Genomic DNA, 20,503 nt, shown 5'->3' on the forward strand with positions numbered 1-20,503 from the left:
ACCAATGCATGTAAAATGGATGACGATGATTGGTGCCGTTCTTGGCTCTATGCTTATTGGGGTGGGAACGGCAGCTGCGGAAGAAACGTTTGTTGATCTCAAACATTCGAAATGGGCAGAGGATGGCATCACGTATATGGCGAAACGCGGAACAGTAGCTGGATACGGCAATGGGATCTTCAAGCCTGGGGTACTTGTGACAAGGGCACAAGCCGTCACTTTTATGGTGCGGGAGCTTTATCCAGATCAGCTTCAAAGAGCAGTGGAAGGCACAACTTATTCGGATGTTCCAACTACACACCCTTTCCATCGAGAAATCATGATAGCTGCTAAAAATGGACTTGCGAGCGGTTTCCCAAACGGAACCTTCCGTCCGGACGCACCGCTTAGCCGCGCAGAGACTGCGGCCTTCCTCACACGGGCATATTCACTCGCGGAAGGTAAGAATCCCGCAAGATGGACCGATACGGACAAGCATTGGGCTGCAGCACCCATTCTTATTATGAGTTCAAACGGCTTGGTCGGTGGTTATTCGGATGCCACTTTCCGTCCAAATCAAGCTGTCACACGTGCTGAATATGCCGTATTTATGGCGAGAGTCATTCGCTTCGAACGTGAAGCGGCCATTCGGACACAAGATTGGGATAAGCTGATATCCTATATGACGGTAAGCGAGCAAGTGGGTCAGATGCTTATGCCCGATATTAGGCAGTGGAATGGCAAAGCGACGACGACCGTTAATGAGGGATTGAAACGCAGTATTCACGATCAAGACTTGGGCGGACTTATTGTTTTTGACAAAAATATTGTCAACGTGAGGCAGCTTACAACGTTCACATATGATATGCAAAGAGAAGCAGGAGACATTCCGCTATTTCTTAGCATCGATCAAGAAGGTGGCGTGATTAAGCGAATACCAGGCGGAACGAACCTGCCTGGGCAGATGGCGCTTGGCGCAGCTGGGGATGCAACGCTGGCAAAAGCAGCTGGTCAGCTGACAGGGGAAGAGCTGAAGGCACTGGGACTTCAGATAAATTTTGCGCCAGTGCTAGACATCAACAGCAATCCAGATAACCCCATCATTGGGATACGGTCGTTTGGATCGGATGCGGATATGGTAACGCGGCTTGGTCTTGCAACCATACAGGGCTTACAGCAATCCGGGGTGATGGCAGCAGTGAAGCATTTTCCGGGGCACGGGGATACGCAGGTAGACTCCCATCTCGGAATGCCGGTACTAACCCATAATCGCGAGCGGCTTGATGCGGTAGAATTAAAACCGTTTCGGGCTGCGATTGAAAACGGGGTAGATATGATTATGACCGCGCATATCGCTTTTCCCGCCATCGATAACGAACATGTCACTTCGCTCAAAGACGGTGAACCTGTGCCGATTCCAGCCACCTTATCGAAAAAAGTGCTGACAGGACTTCTTCGCGAAGAGCTGGGATATGAAGGTCTTATCATTTCCGATGCATTCACCATGAATGCCATTGCGGAGCATTTTGGGGAGAATCAATCAGTAGAACGCGCCGTTTCCGCAGGTGTTGATATCATTCTTATGCCCAAAGATGCAGCAGCGGCCCATCAAACGCTGGTGAATGCGGTGAACAATGGAACGATCAAGGATGAAACCATACACGCATCTGTGAAACGAATTTTGGAGATGAAAGCGAAATATGGTTTGTTCGAACGCAGCCAGACTCTTGCGCAAAAGCTAACTCAGCTTAACGGGATTATTGGCTCTAAGGAGCACCGAGAAGTAGAGCAGACAATTGCAGAGCGAGCGGTTACCGTACTCAGCAGCCGCGAAGGTGGGCTTCCGGATCCAATTCAGCAAGGCGACCGGGTTGTGATTGTCGCAGCCGAGCAGGAACAGGCGAAACAGCTTGAAAAACAACTGCTGCAATCCGCTAATAATCTGTCGTTAAAGACTGAGATTTCAATTGTTGGACAAGGGAGAATAAATGAAACGCTCCAGGCAATGGGTAAAGCCAATTATGTCATTCTTGCTTCTTATCAGTTCCGGAACGTAGCCAGCCAGTTCGGTTGGAGTGAGTATCAGACCTTGATTCATGCGCTGAACAAGAGTAATCAGCGTTACACGTTGATGTCACTTGGTAACCCTTATGAGATGATCCATTTGCAGAACGTGCGCTCAGGGCTTGCTGTGTATGGAAAGCAGGAGCCAAATACGTCTGCCGGGATCAAAGTCTTAGTTGGTCAACTGCAAGCTAAAGGAAAATTGCCCGTACAAACGGATTAAGGCTTCCTTAGATGAAGAAAAAAAGCGAATTCCATTATACGGAATCCGCTTTTTTTACTATTCTTTGATTTCACCAATCCATCTACCATGCCATCACTCAGGGAGTTCTTCGCTACATACAAATTGGAGTAACATCTTCACAAATTGCTCCGTCATCCGCATATCCAATGATTGATCCTGAGCAGCACGAATCGTTACCATGCGCTGGAGCATGCCCATCATCGTGGTAAAGATAAACTGAGCCAGATCCAGCGGAGGGGACGGATTCTTAATACTGCCGTCAACAATGCCTTGGGATAAAGCGCCCATCAGGAAATGCTTTTCTTTCCCGTTCTGGTTGAACGTATCATACACTTCTCTTAATTCAGGACGAAAATCATACATCTCATAGTTGATATCAAATAATTGAATAAACCGGATGTAGTCTGGATGATCCTGGGCATAACCAACCCAGGCATTCAACATGACCCTCAGTTGTTCCCGTCCGTTCATGTCCTTCATGGATGCACGGCTAACCTCATCCGTTAAATGTTCAATCAGTTGCATCTGAATGGCTAGAAGAAGCTCATCCATGGACTGAAAATGTTTATAAAAGGTCACTCTACTAAGTTCAGCTTTTGTGCAAACATCCTTAATCTTCACCTGGAGCAATCCATATTTCAAAAAAAGCTCCTTACCTGCTGCGATCAAATCATCACGATGTTTATTTCCCAATTGTTGATGCCAGTTATCATTCACTTATATACCGTTGTCCTTTCTTCGAACGAAATGCGTTCAAGGTCAGTCCGAGAGAAGCGAGCAGCATAATTGCACCAAAAATATACGGGAAGTTTATGTTTTTGTCAAACAATAGTCCTGCAATCAGCGGGCCAATCACCGTTCCGAGACTGGAAAATGTCGTATTCAGTCCCGATGCATAACCTTGCCGATCTCCTGCATTTTTGGATATTAACGTGCTGACCGAAGGTCGCAAAAATGAATTAAAGGCAAAGAACAACGCTGAAGCGAATAACAGAAAGATAAGGTTGACCTTAATTAACATTAACAATAAAGCTATGGGTGTGATTATTAAGGAGAGTCGGATCAGCTTAACTTCACCAACTCTCTGTACGAACCAATCCAAAAGCCAGATCTGCACAACGATACCGATAATTGCGCCCAAAGTAATAATGATGGAGATCGTTGCAGCGTTGAATCCATATTTTTGTTCTGCAAAAAGTGCGAATACGGTCTCATAACTCATGAGGCCAAAGGTCATAACGAGCAACACAATCAAGTATTTAAAATAGGGGACTTTAAATGAACTCCAGATTTTCTTACCCAGATGATCTCCCTTTTGAAGTCGGATGGAGACAGTTCTTTTTTCCGGGGGAAGTGTCTCAGGCAGCAGCAGCGTCATCAATGCGGCAATCAGTCCCAGACCAGCTGCAAAGAAATAGGGCATGCGAATACCCATCTCGGCGATGAGACCACCCAGACCAGGTCCAAGAACCATTCCCAAATTCATTGCTGCGCCGAAATAGCCCATGCCTTTTGCGCGAGTCTCCGGTGTTGTAATATCAGCGACATAAGCAAGGTTCGCAGGAACCATTAAACCGAGACTGATTCCACCGATAAATCGGGCGACATAGAGGAGCGGCAATGATGTCGACAACGCAAATATGATATCTGAAACAACAGACAGAAACATACCAGCCATGATCAACTTTTTACGTCCAAAACGATCAGACAATTGTCCTCCCAGAGGTGAAAAGAAAAATTGAGCGGCACCAAACGCCGCTACCAGAAATCCTGCAACAGTGCCTCCCGCATGAAAAAGCTTCAAATACTCCGGCAATATGGGGATGAGCATGCCTTGCCCCAATAAAGCGATAAACAGATTTAACATCAGAATGAACAGTGGAAAGCGAATTGCTTTGGGTAATGTACTCATGCTCCTTATAAACTCCTTCATTTACATTGTGTTAACCTTTACAGTATGTAAACCATTCTAAATGTTTCGATGGAGATCTGTAAATCTTTTTTTACGTGAAAAGAGCTATAATTGAATTCATATGGAGGTGGGAACGCGTGAAATTAGAAGAGTTGTTTACGATACATGTGAACATTGAGAGATCATATGATTTACAGAATAACGAAGATGATTCGGTTGTGATGATTACCTTTACTGGCAGCGTAACCGGAAAGTACTTTGAGGGAATTGTGCTCGGTGGAGGAGTGGATACGCAGATCATCGGCAAGAATGGTGACCCGCATACGCTTTCGGCAAGATACATGATTCAAGGCAAGGACTATACAGGATATGCTTGCAAAATTTATATCGAAAACAACGGAAACATCGATAAAACGCTGAAAACTGCTTTATTCCGTACTTCCCCCAAAATGATTACGGATAGCAAGGCTTTATCTTTTTTGAACAGTGAAACATTAGTTGGAGAAGGTCATCCAACGGAGTCAGGAGTAGATATAAAAATATACAGGACGTCATGATAACGAATGTGTTCATATGTATTCTTTTACATTCCATTAACAAAGGATGGATACAGCGCAGACACTTCTCACCTATAGTTTGATGAGCGAAAATAAACCCATATCAGGCGGACTAAGGAGAAGACTAATCAATATGATGATCAAAAAAATCGGGATTTCAGTAGTATCACTCACCATGCTAGCGTCCGTAAGTATGTTTGACGTATATGGTGCAGGCTCCAAACGCATGATCGAAGTGTCTGAACAATCGGCTAATGTGATCGTGAACGGACAAAAGGTTGAGGGTGAATCATTTCTCTACAATGGGGTCACTTATGTACCGGCAAGAGCGGTTGGAGAAGCCTTGGGGCAAAAGGTAGACTGGGATAACAAGACCCAATCGGTCTTTGTTGGACAAAAAATCAACGATGAGCAGGGATACCGCGGCACCAAAACGCCATATCCTTTTAAGGAAACCAATTATACTAAAGCTCCTGATGGATATGAACCGGTATTTATTAACTACATAGGCAGACATGGTTCCAGACATCTATCCAGCTCCAAGTACGACAAGACGCTCTACGAACTGCTCGACATCGCTGAAAAGGATGGGCAGGCTACCAATCTGGGGAAAGAGCTGAAGAAAGAAATTGGCAAATTGATGAAGGTTGAAAAAGATCATTATGGATTGTTATCCACTACGGGTGGAGAAGAATTGAAAGGAATAGGGGCCAGAGTTGGGCAGAACTTCAAAGAACTATTTACATCAGATAAAAAAGTAATTGCCCAGGCCACCTTCAAAGATCGAACACCCCAGAGCAGAGATCAATTTATTGCCGGATTAAAGGAAAGCTTGGGAGGTAACAAGGTAGACATTCTGTCTTCAGCTTTTGAAGAAGGGAAAGACCCCTATCTACGGCCCTACGACTTGGCTACGAAGTATAACGAGTATGTAGAAGATGGAGAGTGGGTTAAGTTATACGAGGATTATGTTACACAGAGCACTGGAACTCGTTATGCAAAAGAGGTTCTTTTGCAATTTTTTACTGAAAACTTTTATCAGAGATTGAATTCGGGCGAGTTCGAGCTGAAGGATGAGAAAGGAAAAGTGAAGCTCAGCAATCCAACCGAAGCGGCTTCGAATTTATACGAACTGTACATCATATCTTCGAATATTAAAGGAGAAGGGGACTTCGAATTCGGGCGGTATTTTACGACCAATCAGTTGAAGTGGTACGAGAGCGTTGATAATATCAATGACTTTTATGAAAAAGGTCCATCCTTAACATCAACGGATCTGCCACAGAATATCATTGCACCCCTGGTCAAAGAATTGATCGTGTCTACCGAACAGTCCATTGAGCAGAAAGACACGGCTGGTATATTTCGTTTTGCTCATGCAGAAACCATTATTCCACTATCTTCATTCCTGGATATCGCCGGGGCTAATGTTAGTATCGATAAACCGCAAGATGTAACCAAAAACTGGAATGGCTCGGTCATCTCACCGATGGGAGCAAACATCCAATGGATCTTGTATTCCAATGGGAAGGATGTTCTCGTGAAGATGCTTAGAAATGAAGAAGAAATCGCGTTCCCGATCGAAACAAAGACCTACCCATACTATAAATGGGATGATGTGAAGACATATTACCAAAACAAACTGCAGAAAGTAGGCGTGGAGCTCGATAGCAGCCTGGAAGATAATATCGAGCTTTTACAGAAGAAATTCTAGTCGGGGAAACGATATACAATTAATATCCAGATAAAGACAAAGATAAAGATGAAGATGAAGAAAGCGACTCTCTCCACGGAGCTGCTTTCTTTTTTTGCATTTAGAATAAAATGGACAAATAAAAAAATCAAAACAAAATGTGACCAAATGTCGTCCTTAGGAGTGTTAGAGGTATAAAGGAGGGCATACCAACCATGCAGCGATCAGTGCCCCAGCTGGGAGATCATGTGATGAAAGTCTACGAGACATACGCGGATACGCTGTTCCGGATTGCCATGGTGCACCTCGGCAGACGGGAAGACGCGGAGGAAGCCACTCAGGATACCTTCATCAAACTAATAGAAAAAGCCCCTACGTTCAACGATGCAGAGCATCAAAAAGCATGGTTGATTCGGGTCATCACCAATCATTGCAAATCCTTATTAGGCAGAGGCTGGCGCAAACGGGAGGTCAAGCTGGAGGGTGTCGATGCCCTTACAACGGACAACCCGGAAGATCACGCGCTGATCGAACTCGTGATGTCACTGCCCCTCAAGTATAGATCGGTGGTTCATCTGTATTATTACGAAGATTATGCAATTCGGGAAATCAGCGAGATTCTGGAGATTAGCGAGTCAGCGGTGAAGATGAGATTAAAGCGAGGAAGAGAGCTGTTAAAACTGGAGCTGGAAGGAGAGGAACTGCAATGAACGAAGAACAATTCAAACAAAACTACAAGAAAGCGGTGGATCATATGAAAACAAACGAGCAAATGAAAAAACGGGTAGAACAAGCTTTGAACACGCAACATCAGGGGCCAAAACGTCAACGCAAACCACTATACATTGCAGCAAGTGTCGTTATCGCTGCCAGCATTGGCTTGGCTGCACCGAGTGTATGGCAACAATTCAATGGACCCGCTGCACCAACTCCTCAGGTGGCAGAGGTGACTCCGGGCGCGTCGTTTGATCCGATTGTGATTCCGAAGATGGAGTTGCCGGATTCTCAGGGTAAAGGCGCGATGGCGGATATGTTGCAGCTGGTTGTGTATGGAGGAAACGTCTATACACAGTCCCCAACATTGCTTGAGGGCGCAAATGCACTCCCTCTGCGGGGCGAGAAGCTGGGTACTACAACTGGCGGCATCCACGAACTTAGTGGTCAGGATAAATACACGGAGCTTGCTTCCAACATTGGAGAAGCAGACATCTATGCGGTTAATGGCTACGATAAGGACTTCCGCATCATGTCTTACACCGAGATCGACGGTCAGGTGTATGCTCAACTATTTGACAAGAACAACGGGATCACCATTGGTACTGGTGCTGACCTGATCGGTAAGCTTCATCTCGAAGGCAACATCGCTTCGGCACAATGGGAGACATTTGACAGCTGGAACAACGGATTGCAGCAGTTTCAGCCGTTAGCAGCGGATGAAGCATTGGACAGCTTCATCTCATCGCTAAATGCTGCCAAACCGATTGCAACGAGTCCGGAATTGGAAGAGAACCTCTATGGCAAAGAAGATCGCGAGATTATCTATCTCACGCTGGAAGACAAAACGCAGGTTCCACTAGTTCTATTCGGTGAAGGTCTGGTGCGTTATGGTAATGTTCCTGCCTTTCTCGAAGTTGAAAAAGGCGCGTTTCAATCATTCTGGAACAGCTTGGGCGAGTAAGACGAAGGGATCGATACGGATGCATGAAGAAGAGCGAACAGGGCACGAAAGTGCTTTGTTCGCTCTTTTGATTAACGTTGGGAGTAGATTAATTGTAATTTTTGTAATAAACCAAATGATCAGTCCACTCCTCATTTTCGTGTATGAAACCTTTACGTACACATTCAAATTCCATACCCACGCTTTCAGCTAACTTTACTGAAGGGGTATTATCCAAATTGATATGGGCTTCTATACGGTGGAACTTCAAATGTTTAAATGCAATATGAAGAGCCTCATTCACAGCTTCTTTGCCATAACCTTTTCGCCAATACTGATTATGGATGGAATATCCAAAGCTTCCCCATTGGAAATCATCTCTTGCCAAGGTTGCAATATCTACCATACCCAGATGCGTACCGTCTTCTTTTCTGAAGACACCAAATACATAAACGGCATCTGTACGCGCTAACTCCTGGTGTCGATCTACCAGATCATGAAACCAATCCAAGGTACATTCACTCATATCCATTTTCCCTTTATCATGGCAGTGTTGAGAGGGCAAGCGGTTTTCAAATTCATTCAACCAATTCTCATAATCGTTTTTCTGTAATGGTCTGATTATTAATCGTTCTGTCTCTGAAATATAATCAAATTTTTCTGCTTTTAAGTTCAAAAGTAATAACAACTCCTCTGGATTAAATTTCTCCTCAAGTCATAGCACCGAAATAGTTCATAACCACGCTCCGAAACTCCAAAGCTGCTTTTGAAATATATCTGTTTTTGTGCGAAAGCAGAGCGATCTCCCGAACGAGTTTGTGCTCTTCTACCGGCAGGTATCTAATACGTTCATGCGGGTTTCTGGCCGTGCTTGGTATAAATGCAAGACCGATCTCCGCCTCCACCAAGGCAGTTAATCTTGCGGGCTCATCACCTTCATATACATACTTCGGTAGGAAACCAACGGATTGACATGTGGAATCCACCATATCACGAACACCATAACCTTTCTTTACCCCAACAAACGACTCGTCCTTTAGCTCGGCTAATTGAATGCTAGTTCGATCTGCATATCGATGGCCCAGGGGAACGGCTACTACAATTGGATCGTCAAACAGCATCTGACATTCAATATCGTCACCTTGAATCGGAGGGGAGGCCAGACAAAAGTCCACTTCGCCCCGATGCAGAAGTCTGGACATGTGTTCTAACGAAACCATTTGTACATGGAACTGAATATCTGGCTTGTTTTTCCGAAATTCCCGCAGTATGCCTGGCAAGGTACTCGCCGTAGTCACCGCCAATTGAAGTATACCCTGATCCGGGTTGGAGAGGTCAGTAATTTCCCGCTGTCCCTGTTCCAATTCAAATAAGGCCTTTTCAGTTCGGTGAAGAAATGTTCTTCCAAAGTCGTTTAGTCGCAGTTTTCTTCCGATTCGATCAAATAAAGGGACTCCCAGGTCATCCTCCAATCGTTGTATCGTTTTGCTCAGGGAGGATTGCGTGACATGTAGCTTGCCTGCGGCTTCGGTAACATGCTCGCATCGAGCCACTGTCAGGAAATATTTTAGTTGAAGAAGCTCCATTGGCATCATTCCTTCATTCCTTCTAGTTCATCAAATCATAACATACAATGCGTTGGAATAAATGAATGATCTCAAGTAGGATGACATCAGAAGAAGGAGAGGTGTACCCATGAACATTCAGAAAAAAGGATTGATGTTAGCTGTTGGGCTCGGAATCATGTTAAATCCGTTGAATTCCTCCATGATCTCTGTGGCTATTTCAAGATTGCAACTCGTGTATCAACTTGATTTTCCAGCCGTTTCGTGGATTATTTTATCGTTTTACATTGCCAGTGCTGTTGCTCAACCCGTTGTGGGGAAGTGTAGTGATTTGTTCGGTCGCAGGAAGATCTTCCTTCTGGGTCTTGTTATTGTTTTCGTTTCATCCATGTTAGCTCCATGGTCTCCCAGCTTTTCGTGGCTCATCGTATTCCGGATCGTTCAATCGATTGGCACAAGTATGATGGTGGCCGTCGGAATGGCGATTATAAGAATTAACGTGACTGACAAACAAGCATCCGCACTGTCCATTTTGGCGGTTTTCCTTTCCGGAGCAGCTGCAATCGGGCCCTTTATTGGCGGAGTATTAATTCATTGGTGGGACTGGCACAGCATATTCATCGTTAATATTCCCTTTGTTATGGCAAGCTTTTTGTTCGCCTGGAAAACAATACCGAAGGACGAGTCATCTCCATCGATATCTAGTCACCTGTCCATTCGGCAATGGCTTGCGTTAATTGACGCACCAGGTATCCTGATGTTTACTGTAGCTTTGGTGACTCTTCTCATCAGTTTACTTTCAGTAAATTCTGCAGGAGCTAGTTCAATATGGCATCTGCTGACAGGAGGAATCGGGTTAATCGCACTCGTTATGTTCATCCGACATGAATTAAAAGCGGCCACGCCTTACATTCCCCTGCGAACGTTTGCCACATATCCCGAGATGACTTGGGTGAATGTGCAATACATGTTGGTGAACATCCTGTTTTACGCCCTTTTTTTTGGAGTTCCCACGTATTTGAAGCAGGTACGTCATCTCAATGAAGTTCATACAGGAATAAGCATGCTTGCTTTGGGGTTATGTTCAGTCATTATAGCTCCGATCGCAGGGCGCTGGATTGACGGATCAGGATCACGGCCAGCTCTGATCGTATCAGCTTCTTTAATGACATTTGGCTCTATATTGATCGCAGTTATGAATGAAGCTTCTCCAATATTCATTGTCATTGTTACCCTAGTTTTATTTGGGATAAGTAATGGCTTAAACGCGGTTGGTATGCAAGCAGCTCTGTTCAAAAGCACACCCAAAGAAATAATTGGAGTAGCATCGGGAATTTTTAATACATCACGCTACCTGGGGACCATCTTATCGTCGCTATTGATTGGTATTGTCATGGGAGATACATTCAATGTGACAGGATTTCAGGTGCTGGGAATCATCCTTACGGTATTAGCTGCATCATTAATCATGATGAGCGTACGTCGCGAGGCAGGTGCGGTGAGTCCTGAACAAGTAAGCAAGTAAAATAGCGAATTCGAATTGCAATAACACGTTTGCACCCAATGAATCAATAGCTCTATTGGGTGTTTTTTTTGTTTTTCACCAAGTTGTCAGAAAGAGTTGATCCTTTCTTGAACGTTTAGGGTAGAAGACGTGACTTGGATTGAATTAGATAAAAATAAAGATATAATAATTTTGATTATTAGGTCTCGTTTAACCATTTCGATGTATTGAATATCAGGAATCAACAGGAGTAATCACCAAGAACATGTGGCAACATATCGTTGTCGTTTACTTTGTGAAATTTTTCTCTTGTCCTGCAATGAGTAGCAGACCTGGTCAGAAGCAAGAGTTTATCACTACAAATGAACAGAGGTTGAAAGGAGGCAATACAAAGAATGGCTATTGATACGGTGTTATGGAGCAGACTGGTGACTGGTTTGACACTCGGATTCCACGTTATTTTTGCGACGCTGGGTGTCGGTGTACCTTTGATGATTGCTATTGCAGAGTTCATCGGCATTCGAAAGAAGGATCATCATTACATACTTATGGCGAAGAGATGGTCCAGAGGATTTGTCATATCTGTGGCGGTGGGGGTTGTGACAGGCACAGCGATATCACTGCAGTTGGCTCTGGTATGGCCGAATTTTATGAAACTGGCCGGCAATGTCATTGCACTGCCCCTATTTATGGAAGTATTCGCGTTCTTTTTTGAAGCGATCTTCTTGGGCATCTATCTGTACACGTGGGATCGGTTCAAAAATCCTTATATTCACTGGTTGCTGACTATACCGGTTGTTGCCGGGGCAGGTATGTCTGCTGTTTTTATTACAACAGTGAATGGATTCATGAACCAGCCTGAAGGCTTTGTTATGGAAGCAGGTCAGTTCATGGCAGTGAACCCCGTGCAAGCCATGCTGAATACGGCGACGTTCTCCAAGGTGTTCCATGTATTAAGCTCGGCGTATCTGACAGGAGCTGCGCTGTTAGCCGGAATTGCAGCCTTTGCGATGTTGAGAAAAGGCGTGTCGGCCTATCACAAGAAAGGCTTAAACCTTATGATGGCGGTTGTTCTGGTATTCAGTTTATTAAATTCCTTAGCTGGAGATGTATCTGCCAAGTTTTTGGCTGAACATCAGCCGGAGAAACTCGCAGCTGCCGAGTGGCATTTCGAGACGGAAAGCGGCGCGGACTTAATTTTATTGGGATGGCTGAATGCAGAACATGAAATTATAGGCGCTCTCCATTTGCCAAAAGTGCTCAGTTTCCTTGCCTTTGGAGACTTTAACGCCGAGGTAACCGGGCTGAATGAATTTCCACCCGATGAGCATCCACCGTTACTTGTGCATTACTTGTTTGATCTGATGGCTGGAATCGGATTCGCTCTGCTCGCGATCTCATCTCTATACTTCCTGTTTGTGTTCTGGAAGAAGCGCAACCAATTTAACAAGTGGATGCTACGTATGGTTGCTCTCAGTGCACCGCTTGCATTTCTGGCTGTTGAGATGGGCTGGTTCTATGCAGAAGTGGGGCGGCAGCCATGGATCATCCGAGGTTATATGCGAGTAGAAGAGGCCGCTACTTCTTCACCGAGTGTGAGAATTTTATTTTTCGTTTTCTTGCTTCTGTACATCGTGCTCGGCGTCATCTGTGTCCTCGTGTTGAGACGTTTGTTCAATAACAATCCTGCAGAGCTTGAGATGGAGAAATGGTTGAAGGAGAAGCAGGATCAATCAGCCGAGAAAGGGGATAAGAGCTGATGAGTTATGAGTTGATTGGGATTTCGGTACTCTGGCTGTTCTTGTACGGTTATCTTATTGTAGCTTCGATCGATTTTGGAGCAGGTTTTTTTGCCTTTTATGCACGCCTGACGAAGCAGGATCATCTGATTAATCGTCTGATCTCCCGTTATCTATCACCGGTCTGGGAGATCACCAACGTATTTTTTGTCTTTTTCTATATTGGCATCGTTGGATTCTTTCCAGATACGGCCTATTATTATGGTTCCGCGCTGCTTGTTCCGGGAAGTATTGCCGTCATTCTGCTTGCCATTCGTGGGTCATTCTATGCTTTCGAGAATTATGGTTCCAAAAATAACATCGTATATCTGTTTTTATACGGAGCTACAGGCTTACTTATTCCGGCGTCGTTGTCAGTGGCACTGACATTGTCTGAAGGTGGCTTTATTCTAAAGCAGGCGGACAGCGTCTCCCTGGATTACTGGGCTCTGTTTACCAATCCGTTATCATGGAGCATCGTTGGACTCGCCATCGTATCCGTATTGTTCATTAGCGGATCATTTCTCACATTTTACGCTTCTCGGGCAGAGGATCATTTGGCCTTAAAGCTGATGCGGAACTATGCTCTGTTCTGGAGCACACCGACCATTATTCTCGCGCTGACTGCATTTATATATTTGGGTCAACACAATGAGCGTCATTTTCAAAACATGATGGATTTATGGTGGCTTCTGGCGCTATCCGTTTCATTTTTCATGATTGCCATGTGGCTGTTATATAACGGACGCCGTTACGGATTAGCTTTTATTTGCATCATGCTGCAATTTTTCACAGCCTTTTTTGCATACGGGATTGGACAGTATCCTTATATTCTTGATCCATTCATCACCATTCAGAGCAGCGCCACACCACCAGCGATGGGGTTCGCACTCGTCGTTGTGTTTATCGGTGGTCTGTGCCTGTTAATTCCTTCTCTTATTCTGGTCTTTAAACTGTTCCTGTTTGATGCGGATTATGTGAAAGGTAAAAAATAAAGGAGGAGCGTTCAATGAAGAGGAGAGCCAAATCCAATCTGATCTCGCAGCAAATGTCTTTACAACGAAAAAACAGGCTTCTCCTTGCGATCATTTCGCTGGCGCTTGGTGTAGCTATTGTAAGTCAGGCCGCATTGGTGGCTGAAGCAGTGCAGCGAATCTTTGTAGAGGGAGCTTCCTTCTCATCCGTAATGCTGTTGCTCGGCTTATTGCTAGCTGTTATGGCTGTACGCACACTGTTGATGTATGGTAACGGGAAAGTGGGCTTGCATATGGCAGCCCGTGCCAAGACAAATATGCGAGCATCGGTGTTGCAGAACCTGACCCGAGCTTCCATGCCTTCAACCCTTCGTGGACAGACGGGAGGAAAGGTCAGTGTTGCTCTGGATGCTGTGGACGAAGCCGACAGTTATTTCAGTCAGTACATGCCGCGTATGATGGAAGCAGCGATGATTCCGATTCTGATTCTGATTGTTACGTTTACGCAGCACGCCAACACAGGCTGGATTATGCTATTTACGGCACCGTTTATCCCGCTGTTCATGATTTTGGTGGGACTTCAGACAAAGAATAAATCCGAAGAGAAATACGCACAACTGGCCGAGTTCTCCGGTACATTTCTGGATTCGCTTCAAGGGCTGGTTACGTTGAAAATATTCGGACGGGCCAAACGTCAGCAGCAGAAGATTGAACACAGCAGTCTGGGGTATCGTGATGCCACCATGGGCATTTTGAAGATTGCATTTACAAATACGTTTATGCTGGAATCAATCGTGATGTTAAGCATCGGAATCGTTGCGCTTGAACTGGCAATTCAGTTACTTGTGTTCAAATCGATGAGCTTCCACACGGCCTTTCTTGTGTTGTTGCTCGTCCCTGAGTTTTACAGTCTGTTGAAGAATACGGGAACGGCCTTTCACAGCGGGCGAACCAGCATGGGGGCGATTCGTAAGGTGGAACAGATGCTTGAGGAAACCAATATCATGAGCACACCAACGAAGCTTGAAGAAGGGTCCGATCAAAACAAACTAACTGATGCTGATGCCGATGCATTTGCACAGACCGAAGAGTCCCATACAACTCGTCCCGAGTTGATTACATGGCCACCAACCATTGAACTGGACGATGTCCGGTTCCAGTACGCATCGGATTCCTTTGGACTTGAGACAGGGCAGATCTCGATTGGACCGGGAGAACAGATCGCTATTGTAGGCAAAAGCGGCTCAGGTAAAACCACGCTGCTTCATCTCATGGCCGGTTTGCTGAAACCAGATTCGGGAGCGGTTCTGGTTAACGGAAGCCAGCTTTCACAACATGATGAGGCTGCATGGTTCGAACGTGTTAGCTACATTACACAGCATCCGTATATTTTTGCAGGTACATTTGCCGAGAATATCTCAATTGGCGCGGGTCGAAATGTCTCCAGAGGTGAAATAGAGCAGGCGGCAGAGGAAGCAGGGCTTGTTGGCATTGTCGCTCAATTGGAGCAGGGGTTGGATACCTTTGTTGGTGAAGGTGGCCGGGGATTATCTGGAGGGGAAAAGCAGCGACTTGCCTTGGCACGTGCTTTCCTGAAGAGACCATCCGTGATTTTGTTCGATGAACCCACAGTAGGACTGGATCTGCACACCGAGCGGGTACTGCAGCAGTCTATTGCTTCATTAGCCAAAACGGCGACGATGATTACGGTGGCACACCGGTTATATACGATTCAACATGCGGACAAGATTTTGTTCATGAACAATGGGGTCTTGGTGGATTCAGGACATCACAACGAACTTCTTGCACGCTTGCCTCAGTATGTCGAGATGGTGGATGTACAACGGAAAGGAGGGTTAGCATGAATGAGCTGACGATTCTGTCAAAAGCGATGATTCAGGAGCGCAAGGATATCTTGCTTTCGATTTTGGGCGGATTCATCGCGGGCATAGCAGGGGTAGCTCTCTTTTCCGCGAGTGGATACATGATTTCGCAAACGGTATTTGCGCCACCGCTGTACACCTTAATTGTACTCACTTCAATGGTTAAACTGCTTGGTTTCCTTCGGGCGGCGAGTCGTTACGCAGAACGTTTGTATTCCCATAGGGCGACGTTCTCCATGCTGAGCCGTTTGCGGACGTCCTTTTTTGCCAAACTGATTCCGGTAACGCCGGGGATTTTGAACAAAAATCGAAGCGGAGATCTGCTTGCGCGAATCGTGGGTGATGTGGAAAGCTTGCAAAATTACTTTTTGCGTGTCGCATATCCACCCATCATTGTTGTTATGGTATTTTTGGCTACCATGCTGTTCACCTCGGCCTTTTCAATCTGGATTTCGTGCTTGTTAGTATTAGGTATGCTGGTCACGGCTTTTGTTGTACCAGGCATTGTTTTGTTAGGACAGCGAAAAATACACGGACGTGTCCGCCAGCAACGGGCCTTGCTGTCCACGGAAGTGACCGAAGTATTGTATGGTTTCCGGGATCTGAAAGTATACGGCCAATTGGAACATCGTGAGCAACAGCTTCAGCAGGCTTCGGCTACATTGGCGATTGAACAGAAACAAGCTGCTTCGCACTTGCTGCGAGGGCAATCCATGCACGTTTTTGTGACATATCTCGTGACATGGGGTGTAATTGCACTGAGCGCTTTTTTAATTATGAATGGAGTGTTTGCCGGTGTATTCCTCGCCATGCTGATCCTGGCTACGCAGACCGTGTTCGAAGAAGCTGCGGCAATGGCCATATTACCTCTATATAAGCAGGATAGCGAACACGCAGCTCAGCGACTGACGGAAACAGTGGAAACAGTGCCTACCTCTGATGTACATGCTGTGCAGCCAAGCGGTGAAGTGTCAGCCGATCATGCGGTTTCGATTGAGTTATCTCATGTTAACTTCCAATATGAAGGGGAGTGGAGACCGGCACTAAAGGAGTTATCCCTGCAACTTGCAGCAGGCTCCAAAACTGCGATTGTTGGGGCAAGCGGATCAGGCAAGTCAACGATTATCGATTTGCTACTTAAGTTGCGTACACCAACGTCTGGTGATATACGGTTAAACGATGTTCCGGTACGGGAATTGAATGAGGAGAGCATTTGGCAAAGGGCAAATGTTGTGTTGCAGCAAAGTCATTTCTTCCGGGGAACCATTCGGGATAATCTGCTGCTGAATGGAGAAGAACATTCGGACAAACAACTGGTGGCTGTGTTGGATAAAGTACAACTGCCGAATAAGTTATTGAGCGATATGGTGTATGAAAAAGGGGAGAACCTGTCGGATGGCGAGAAGCAGCGGCTGGCTCTGGCACGCGCCATGTTACGCAACGGACGGTTATGGCTGCTGGACGAACCGACGTCTTCTCTGGATTACGTCACAGAGCAACGTGTATTGCAGCAACTTTTGGCACAGGCATCCGAAGATACACTTCTTCTAATCTGTCACCGGCTGACCGGATTGGAAGAGATGGATCGCATTGTTGTCATGGACCAAGGCAAGATTGTGGAGTCGGGTTCTTTCTCCGAACTGATGGAGCAAAAAGGATACTTTTATGAAATGAAGCAAATTGAGAGACAAATGATTGGAGACGCCGGGGCGTGAAAATGTAAAATCAGTCCTGCTTGCGGTGTAAGTCGTACTTCAAAACAGGCTAAAGAACGGTTACTGATGTTATCTGTGATTAACAGTAATCCATTCTTTAGTCTTTTTGTCTATCCATTGAGAATAACCATTCACGTGAATGAACTCAAATGATGTATAATGACGCAGGAACTCTATAATCAAAATGAAATTAATACAAATTCAAAATAGCATGAGCTGAGGTGTACGATGAATCACTTATTACTTGTGGAAGATGATGAAAATCTGGCGTTTGGTATTCAATATACCTTGTCCAATGAAGGATATGAGGTCGTTGTGGCGGGTAGCTTGGAAGAAGCCAGACAGGAACTGCAGGCCAAATCAATCGATCTTATTTTGTTGGATGTCACTTTACCTGATGGATCGGGATATCAATTATGCCGCGAGATACGGGTAACGTCGCAAGTGCCCATTATCTTTTTGACGGCTCTGGATGAGGAAGCAAACGTGGTTGCAGGGCTTGATCTCGGAGCAGACGACTATGTCACCAAACCTGTTCGAACCAAAGAACTTATTTCACGAATTAAAGCCGTATTGCGACGTAACAACAAGGGAAAACAAGAATTAAGCTTATGGATATCCGATAACATCCAGGTACGCATTTTAGAAGGAACTGTGCTCAAATACAATAGTGAAATTACACTGACGGCACTTGAGTATCGACTACTATTGATGTTGATCTCTCATCCAAAGCAAATATGCAGCAGGAGTTCAATTCTGACTCATCTCTGGGATCTGTCGGGCGATTTCATCGATGATAATACGCTCTCTGTCCATATCCGCAGGTTAAGAGAGAAAGTCGAAGATATTCCTGCATCACCACAGTATATCGTAACTGTTCGGGGAATTGGATATAAATGGAACATGGAAGTTATAGGGAAATGAACATGATCGAAGTCCTGCGAAATCCAGAGTGGAAGTCCCTCGTCATTAAAGTACTTGCGCTGCAAGTTCTTTTGTCGTTTATGATGTTCTTTTACATGCAGCATCAAGTGGATAGCATCAATACAAGCATCGTGAATCAGAATAGCGCCCTAATCGGACATTTGTTAATGAAAGATCCCCAGTTGGAAAATGAGGTGATTCAGTATGTTACCCAGGGAGCCCAGACCGATGAAATCGCTGAGGGACAACGTATTCTTGCACAATATGGTTATCAGGCGGGCATGCCTTTAGAAGAGCAACCGGCTCTTACAGGACTAGCGTTACCCGTGAAAACAGCAACTCAGGTATTGATGTTCCTGATTCCACTCCTAATTGTACTTCTGTGGGAGTATCGTAAATTTTTCATAAAAATCAGAACGATTTCCCATGCGGCGGAGCAGGTTGTGGAACAGCAATTCGATAAAAAACTGCCTGAAACGGAGGACGGAGACTTCGGCTCGCTCGGCCGAAGCTTTAATGCAATGGCAGGAAGATTAACCAACAGCCTGGAGTTACTCCAGCAGGAAAAAACTTTCCTGCGTAATCTGTTATCTGACATTTCCCACCAGCTCAAAACACCCCTGGCTTCTCTGATTGTGTTCAATGAAAATCTGCTGGATGATCCTGGGATGAAAGAAGAAATGAGAATCACGTTTCTGGAACGAAGCCGACAGCAGCTTGATCGAATGGAATGGCTCATCATCAGCCTGCTTAAGCTGGCACGGGTCGAAGCGGGAGCAGTTGAATTTCGAAAAGAGAGAATCGAGTTAAGGGAGATGGTGGAGAGCGTTGTCTATTCACTCCGGATAGTAGCAGACCAGAAGCGGCAAAACATAACTATCCTCGGAAGTGAGAATATGTATGTGCAAGCAGATGAAGAGTGGCTTAAGGAAGCTGTCATGAATTTGATAAAAAATGCACTGGAACACACCCCACCAGAGGGGGAGCTTCAAATCCATTTGGAGGAAAACGCACTGTTTGATACAATCATTATTCAGGACAACGGCGAAGGTATCCATCCCGAAGATATGCCGCATATTTTCAAGCGATTCTATAAAGGCAAGAACCATAACAAGCCCAACAGTATAGGTATTGGTCTGGCTTTGACCAAATCAATTATTGAGGAACAACACGGGATCATAACGGTGGAGAGTGTGCCTCAAGAAGGGACGACATTCAAAATTTCGTTTTTCAAAAAAGAGTGGACTTAAGAAGAAGCTTACGATAATGTAAGCTTCTTCTTCACTTCAACGTAAGCTTCCACACCTATAATAACAATCAAGCAATGTTAATCATACAACTGGAGGTACAACAGGGTGGAAATTTTGAAGACCGATCATTTATGTAAAATATATGGAAGTGCTGAGGCTAGGGTGGAAGCATTGAGAGATGTTAATCTGTCCGTCAATCAAGGAGAATTCGTTGCGATCGTGGGCGCCAGCGGATCTGGCAAAAGCTCATTGCTGCATCTGCTCGGGGGAGTGGATCAACCGACAAGTGGTCATGTCATTATTGACGGTATGGACCTCTATTCTCAAAGTGAAAATGAATTGGCAGTGTTCAGAAGACGCAAAATCGGTTTTATTTTTCAATCGTACAATCTGATCCCGGTGTTAACTGCGGAAGAAAACATTAAACTGCCGATGCTGCTTGAGAATAAACGTGTGGACGAGGGTTATCTTGAGGAATTATTGAGCGTGCTGGGACTCAGCGATCGAAGGCAGCACCTTCCATCCCAATTATCAGGCGGGCAACAGCAGCGAACTGCAATTGGACGCGCATTGATCAATAAACCATCGATTATTCTGGCGGATGAACCAACCGGCAACCTGGACAGCAAAAACAGTAAAGAAATTGTGGATCTGCTTACCTACTCCGTCAGAAAGTACAATCAAACCTTGATTATGATCACACATGATCTGAATGTGGCCCAGCGAGCGGACCGTATTGTTAATATAAAAGATGGCACACTCTTGCAGCAAACAGGGGTGAAAGATCCTGAATAGGTATACTAG

The 20,503-nt window shown here is 45.2% G+C and carries 17 protein-coding genes; 13 read left to right on the forward strand and 4 right to left on the reverse strand.

All coding sequences use genetic code 11. The features are described from left to right. The first annotated feature begins 4 nt into the window (after positions 1–4). Positions 5–2,266: a glycoside hydrolase family 3 N-terminal domain-containing protein gene (locus ACE3K2_RS10735; RefSeq protein ID WP_421889635.1), complete on the forward strand. Its 2,262-nt coding sequence runs from the start codon at positions 5–7 to the stop codon at positions 2,264–2,266. A 93-nt stretch (positions 2,267–2,359) separates the two neighbouring features. On the opposite strand, the gene ACE3K2_RS10740 is transcribed toward ACE3K2_RS10735, so the two are convergent. Then, complete coding sequence (locus ACE3K2_RS10740) at positions 2,360–3,004, reverse strand: TetR/AcrR family transcriptional regulator (protein WP_421889637.1); 645 nt, start codon at positions 3,002–3,004, stop codon at positions 2,360–2,362. Beyond that, positions 2,997–4,199, reverse strand: coding sequence for an MFS transporter (locus ACE3K2_RS10745; protein ID WP_421889639.1), 1,203 nt, complete (start codon positions 4,197–4,199; stop codon positions 2,997–2,999). The genes ACE3K2_RS10740 and ACE3K2_RS10745 overlap by 8 nt, the downstream gene beginning before the upstream one ends. A 137-nt stretch (positions 4,200–4,336) precedes the next feature. Here ACE3K2_RS10745 and ACE3K2_RS10750 point away from each other — a divergent pair, with 137 nt between their 5' ends. The 4 genes from ACE3K2_RS10750 (at position 4,337) to ACE3K2_RS10765 (ending at position 8,127) form a co-directional block, all read left to right on the forward strand. Further along, the gene (locus ACE3K2_RS10750) at positions 4,337–4,756 is read left to right on the forward strand and encodes a DUF3237 family protein (RefSeq protein ID WP_421889641.1); all 420 of its coding nucleotides are present in this window, start codon (positions 4,337–4,339) and stop codon (positions 4,754–4,756) included. Positions 4,757–4,889: 133 nt separating this feature from the next. Next, entirely contained in the window at positions 4,890–6,470 is a 1,581-nt protein-coding gene (locus tag ACE3K2_RS10755; protein ID WP_421889643.1) for a histidine-type phosphatase, read from the forward strand. Positions 6,471–6,664: 194 nt separating this feature from the next. After that, on the forward strand, positions 6,665–7,159 hold the full coding sequence (locus tag ACE3K2_RS10760; protein WP_421889645.1) for an RNA polymerase sigma factor: 495 nt from the start codon (positions 6,665–6,667) through the stop codon (positions 7,157–7,159). After that, on the forward strand, positions 7,156–8,127 hold the full coding sequence (locus ACE3K2_RS10765; RefSeq protein WP_421889647.1) for a hypothetical protein: 972 nt from the start codon (positions 7,156–7,158) through the stop codon (positions 8,125–8,127). The genes ACE3K2_RS10760 and ACE3K2_RS10765 overlap by 4 nt, the downstream gene beginning before the upstream one ends. Before the next feature lie 88 nt (positions 8,128–8,215). Here the strand turns inward: ACE3K2_RS10765 and ACE3K2_RS10770 are convergent, their stop codons facing one another. Beyond that, entirely contained in the window at positions 8,216–8,782 is a 567-nt protein-coding gene (locus tag ACE3K2_RS10770) for a GNAT family N-acetyltransferase (protein ID WP_421889649.1), read from the reverse strand. Positions 8,783–8,816: 34 nt separating this feature from the next. Continuing rightward, positions 8,817–9,692, reverse strand: a complete 876-nt coding sequence (locus ACE3K2_RS10775) for a LysR family transcriptional regulator (protein WP_421891149.1) — start codon at positions 9,690–9,692, stop codon at positions 8,817–8,819. A gap of 109 nt (positions 9,693–9,801) precedes the next feature. Between ACE3K2_RS10775 and ACE3K2_RS10780 the strand changes: the two genes are divergently transcribed. From ACE3K2_RS10780 to ACE3K2_RS10815, 8 genes are all read left to right on the forward strand, one after another. Then, a complete protein-coding gene (locus ACE3K2_RS10780) occupies positions 9,802–11,196 on the forward strand; it encodes an MFS transporter (protein ID WP_421889651.1) in 1,395 nt (464 codons plus the stop codon). A gap of 374 nt (positions 11,197–11,570) precedes the next feature. Then, entirely contained in the window at positions 11,571–12,935 is a 1,365-nt protein-coding gene (locus tag ACE3K2_RS10785; RefSeq protein ID WP_421889653.1) for a cytochrome ubiquinol oxidase subunit I, read from the forward strand. Then, positions 12,935–13,948, forward strand: coding sequence for a cytochrome d ubiquinol oxidase subunit II (locus tag ACE3K2_RS10790; protein WP_421889655.1), 1,014 nt, complete (start codon positions 12,935–12,937; stop codon positions 13,946–13,948). Before ACE3K2_RS10785 ends, ACE3K2_RS10790 begins: the two co-directional genes overlap by 1 nt. 14 nt (positions 13,949–13,962) lie before the next feature. After that, complete coding sequence (cydD, locus tag ACE3K2_RS10795; protein WP_421889657.1) at positions 13,963–15,792, forward strand: thiol reductant ABC exporter subunit CydD; 1,830 nt, start codon at positions 13,963–13,965, stop codon at positions 15,790–15,792. Further along, a complete protein-coding gene (gene cydC, locus ACE3K2_RS10800) occupies positions 15,789–17,525 on the forward strand; it encodes a thiol reductant ABC exporter subunit CydC (RefSeq protein ID WP_421889659.1) in 1,737 nt (578 codons plus the stop codon). The genes cydD and cydC overlap by 4 nt, the downstream gene beginning before the upstream one ends. A gap of 228 nt (positions 17,526–17,753) precedes the next feature. Beyond that, on the forward strand, positions 17,754–18,449 hold the full coding sequence (locus ACE3K2_RS10805) for a response regulator transcription factor (RefSeq protein ID WP_421889660.1): 696 nt from the start codon (positions 17,754–17,756) through the stop codon (positions 18,447–18,449). Next, positions 18,446–19,699: an ATP-binding protein gene (locus ACE3K2_RS10810; RefSeq protein ID WP_421889662.1), complete on the forward strand. Its 1,254-nt coding sequence runs from the start codon at positions 18,446–18,448 to the stop codon at positions 19,697–19,699. The genes ACE3K2_RS10805 and ACE3K2_RS10810 overlap by 4 nt, the downstream gene beginning before the upstream one ends. Positions 19,700–19,804: 105 nt before the next feature. Next, positions 19,805–20,494, forward strand: coding sequence for an ABC transporter ATP-binding protein (locus tag ACE3K2_RS10815; RefSeq protein ID WP_421889664.1), 690 nt, complete (start codon positions 19,805–19,807; stop codon positions 20,492–20,494). The last annotated feature ends 9 nt before the right edge of the window (positions 20,495–20,503 follow it).

It is taken from the genome of Paenibacillus sp. (assembly GCF_048976745.1).
Lineage (GTDB): Bacteria > Bacillota > Bacilli > Paenibacillales > Paenibacillaceae > Paenibacillus.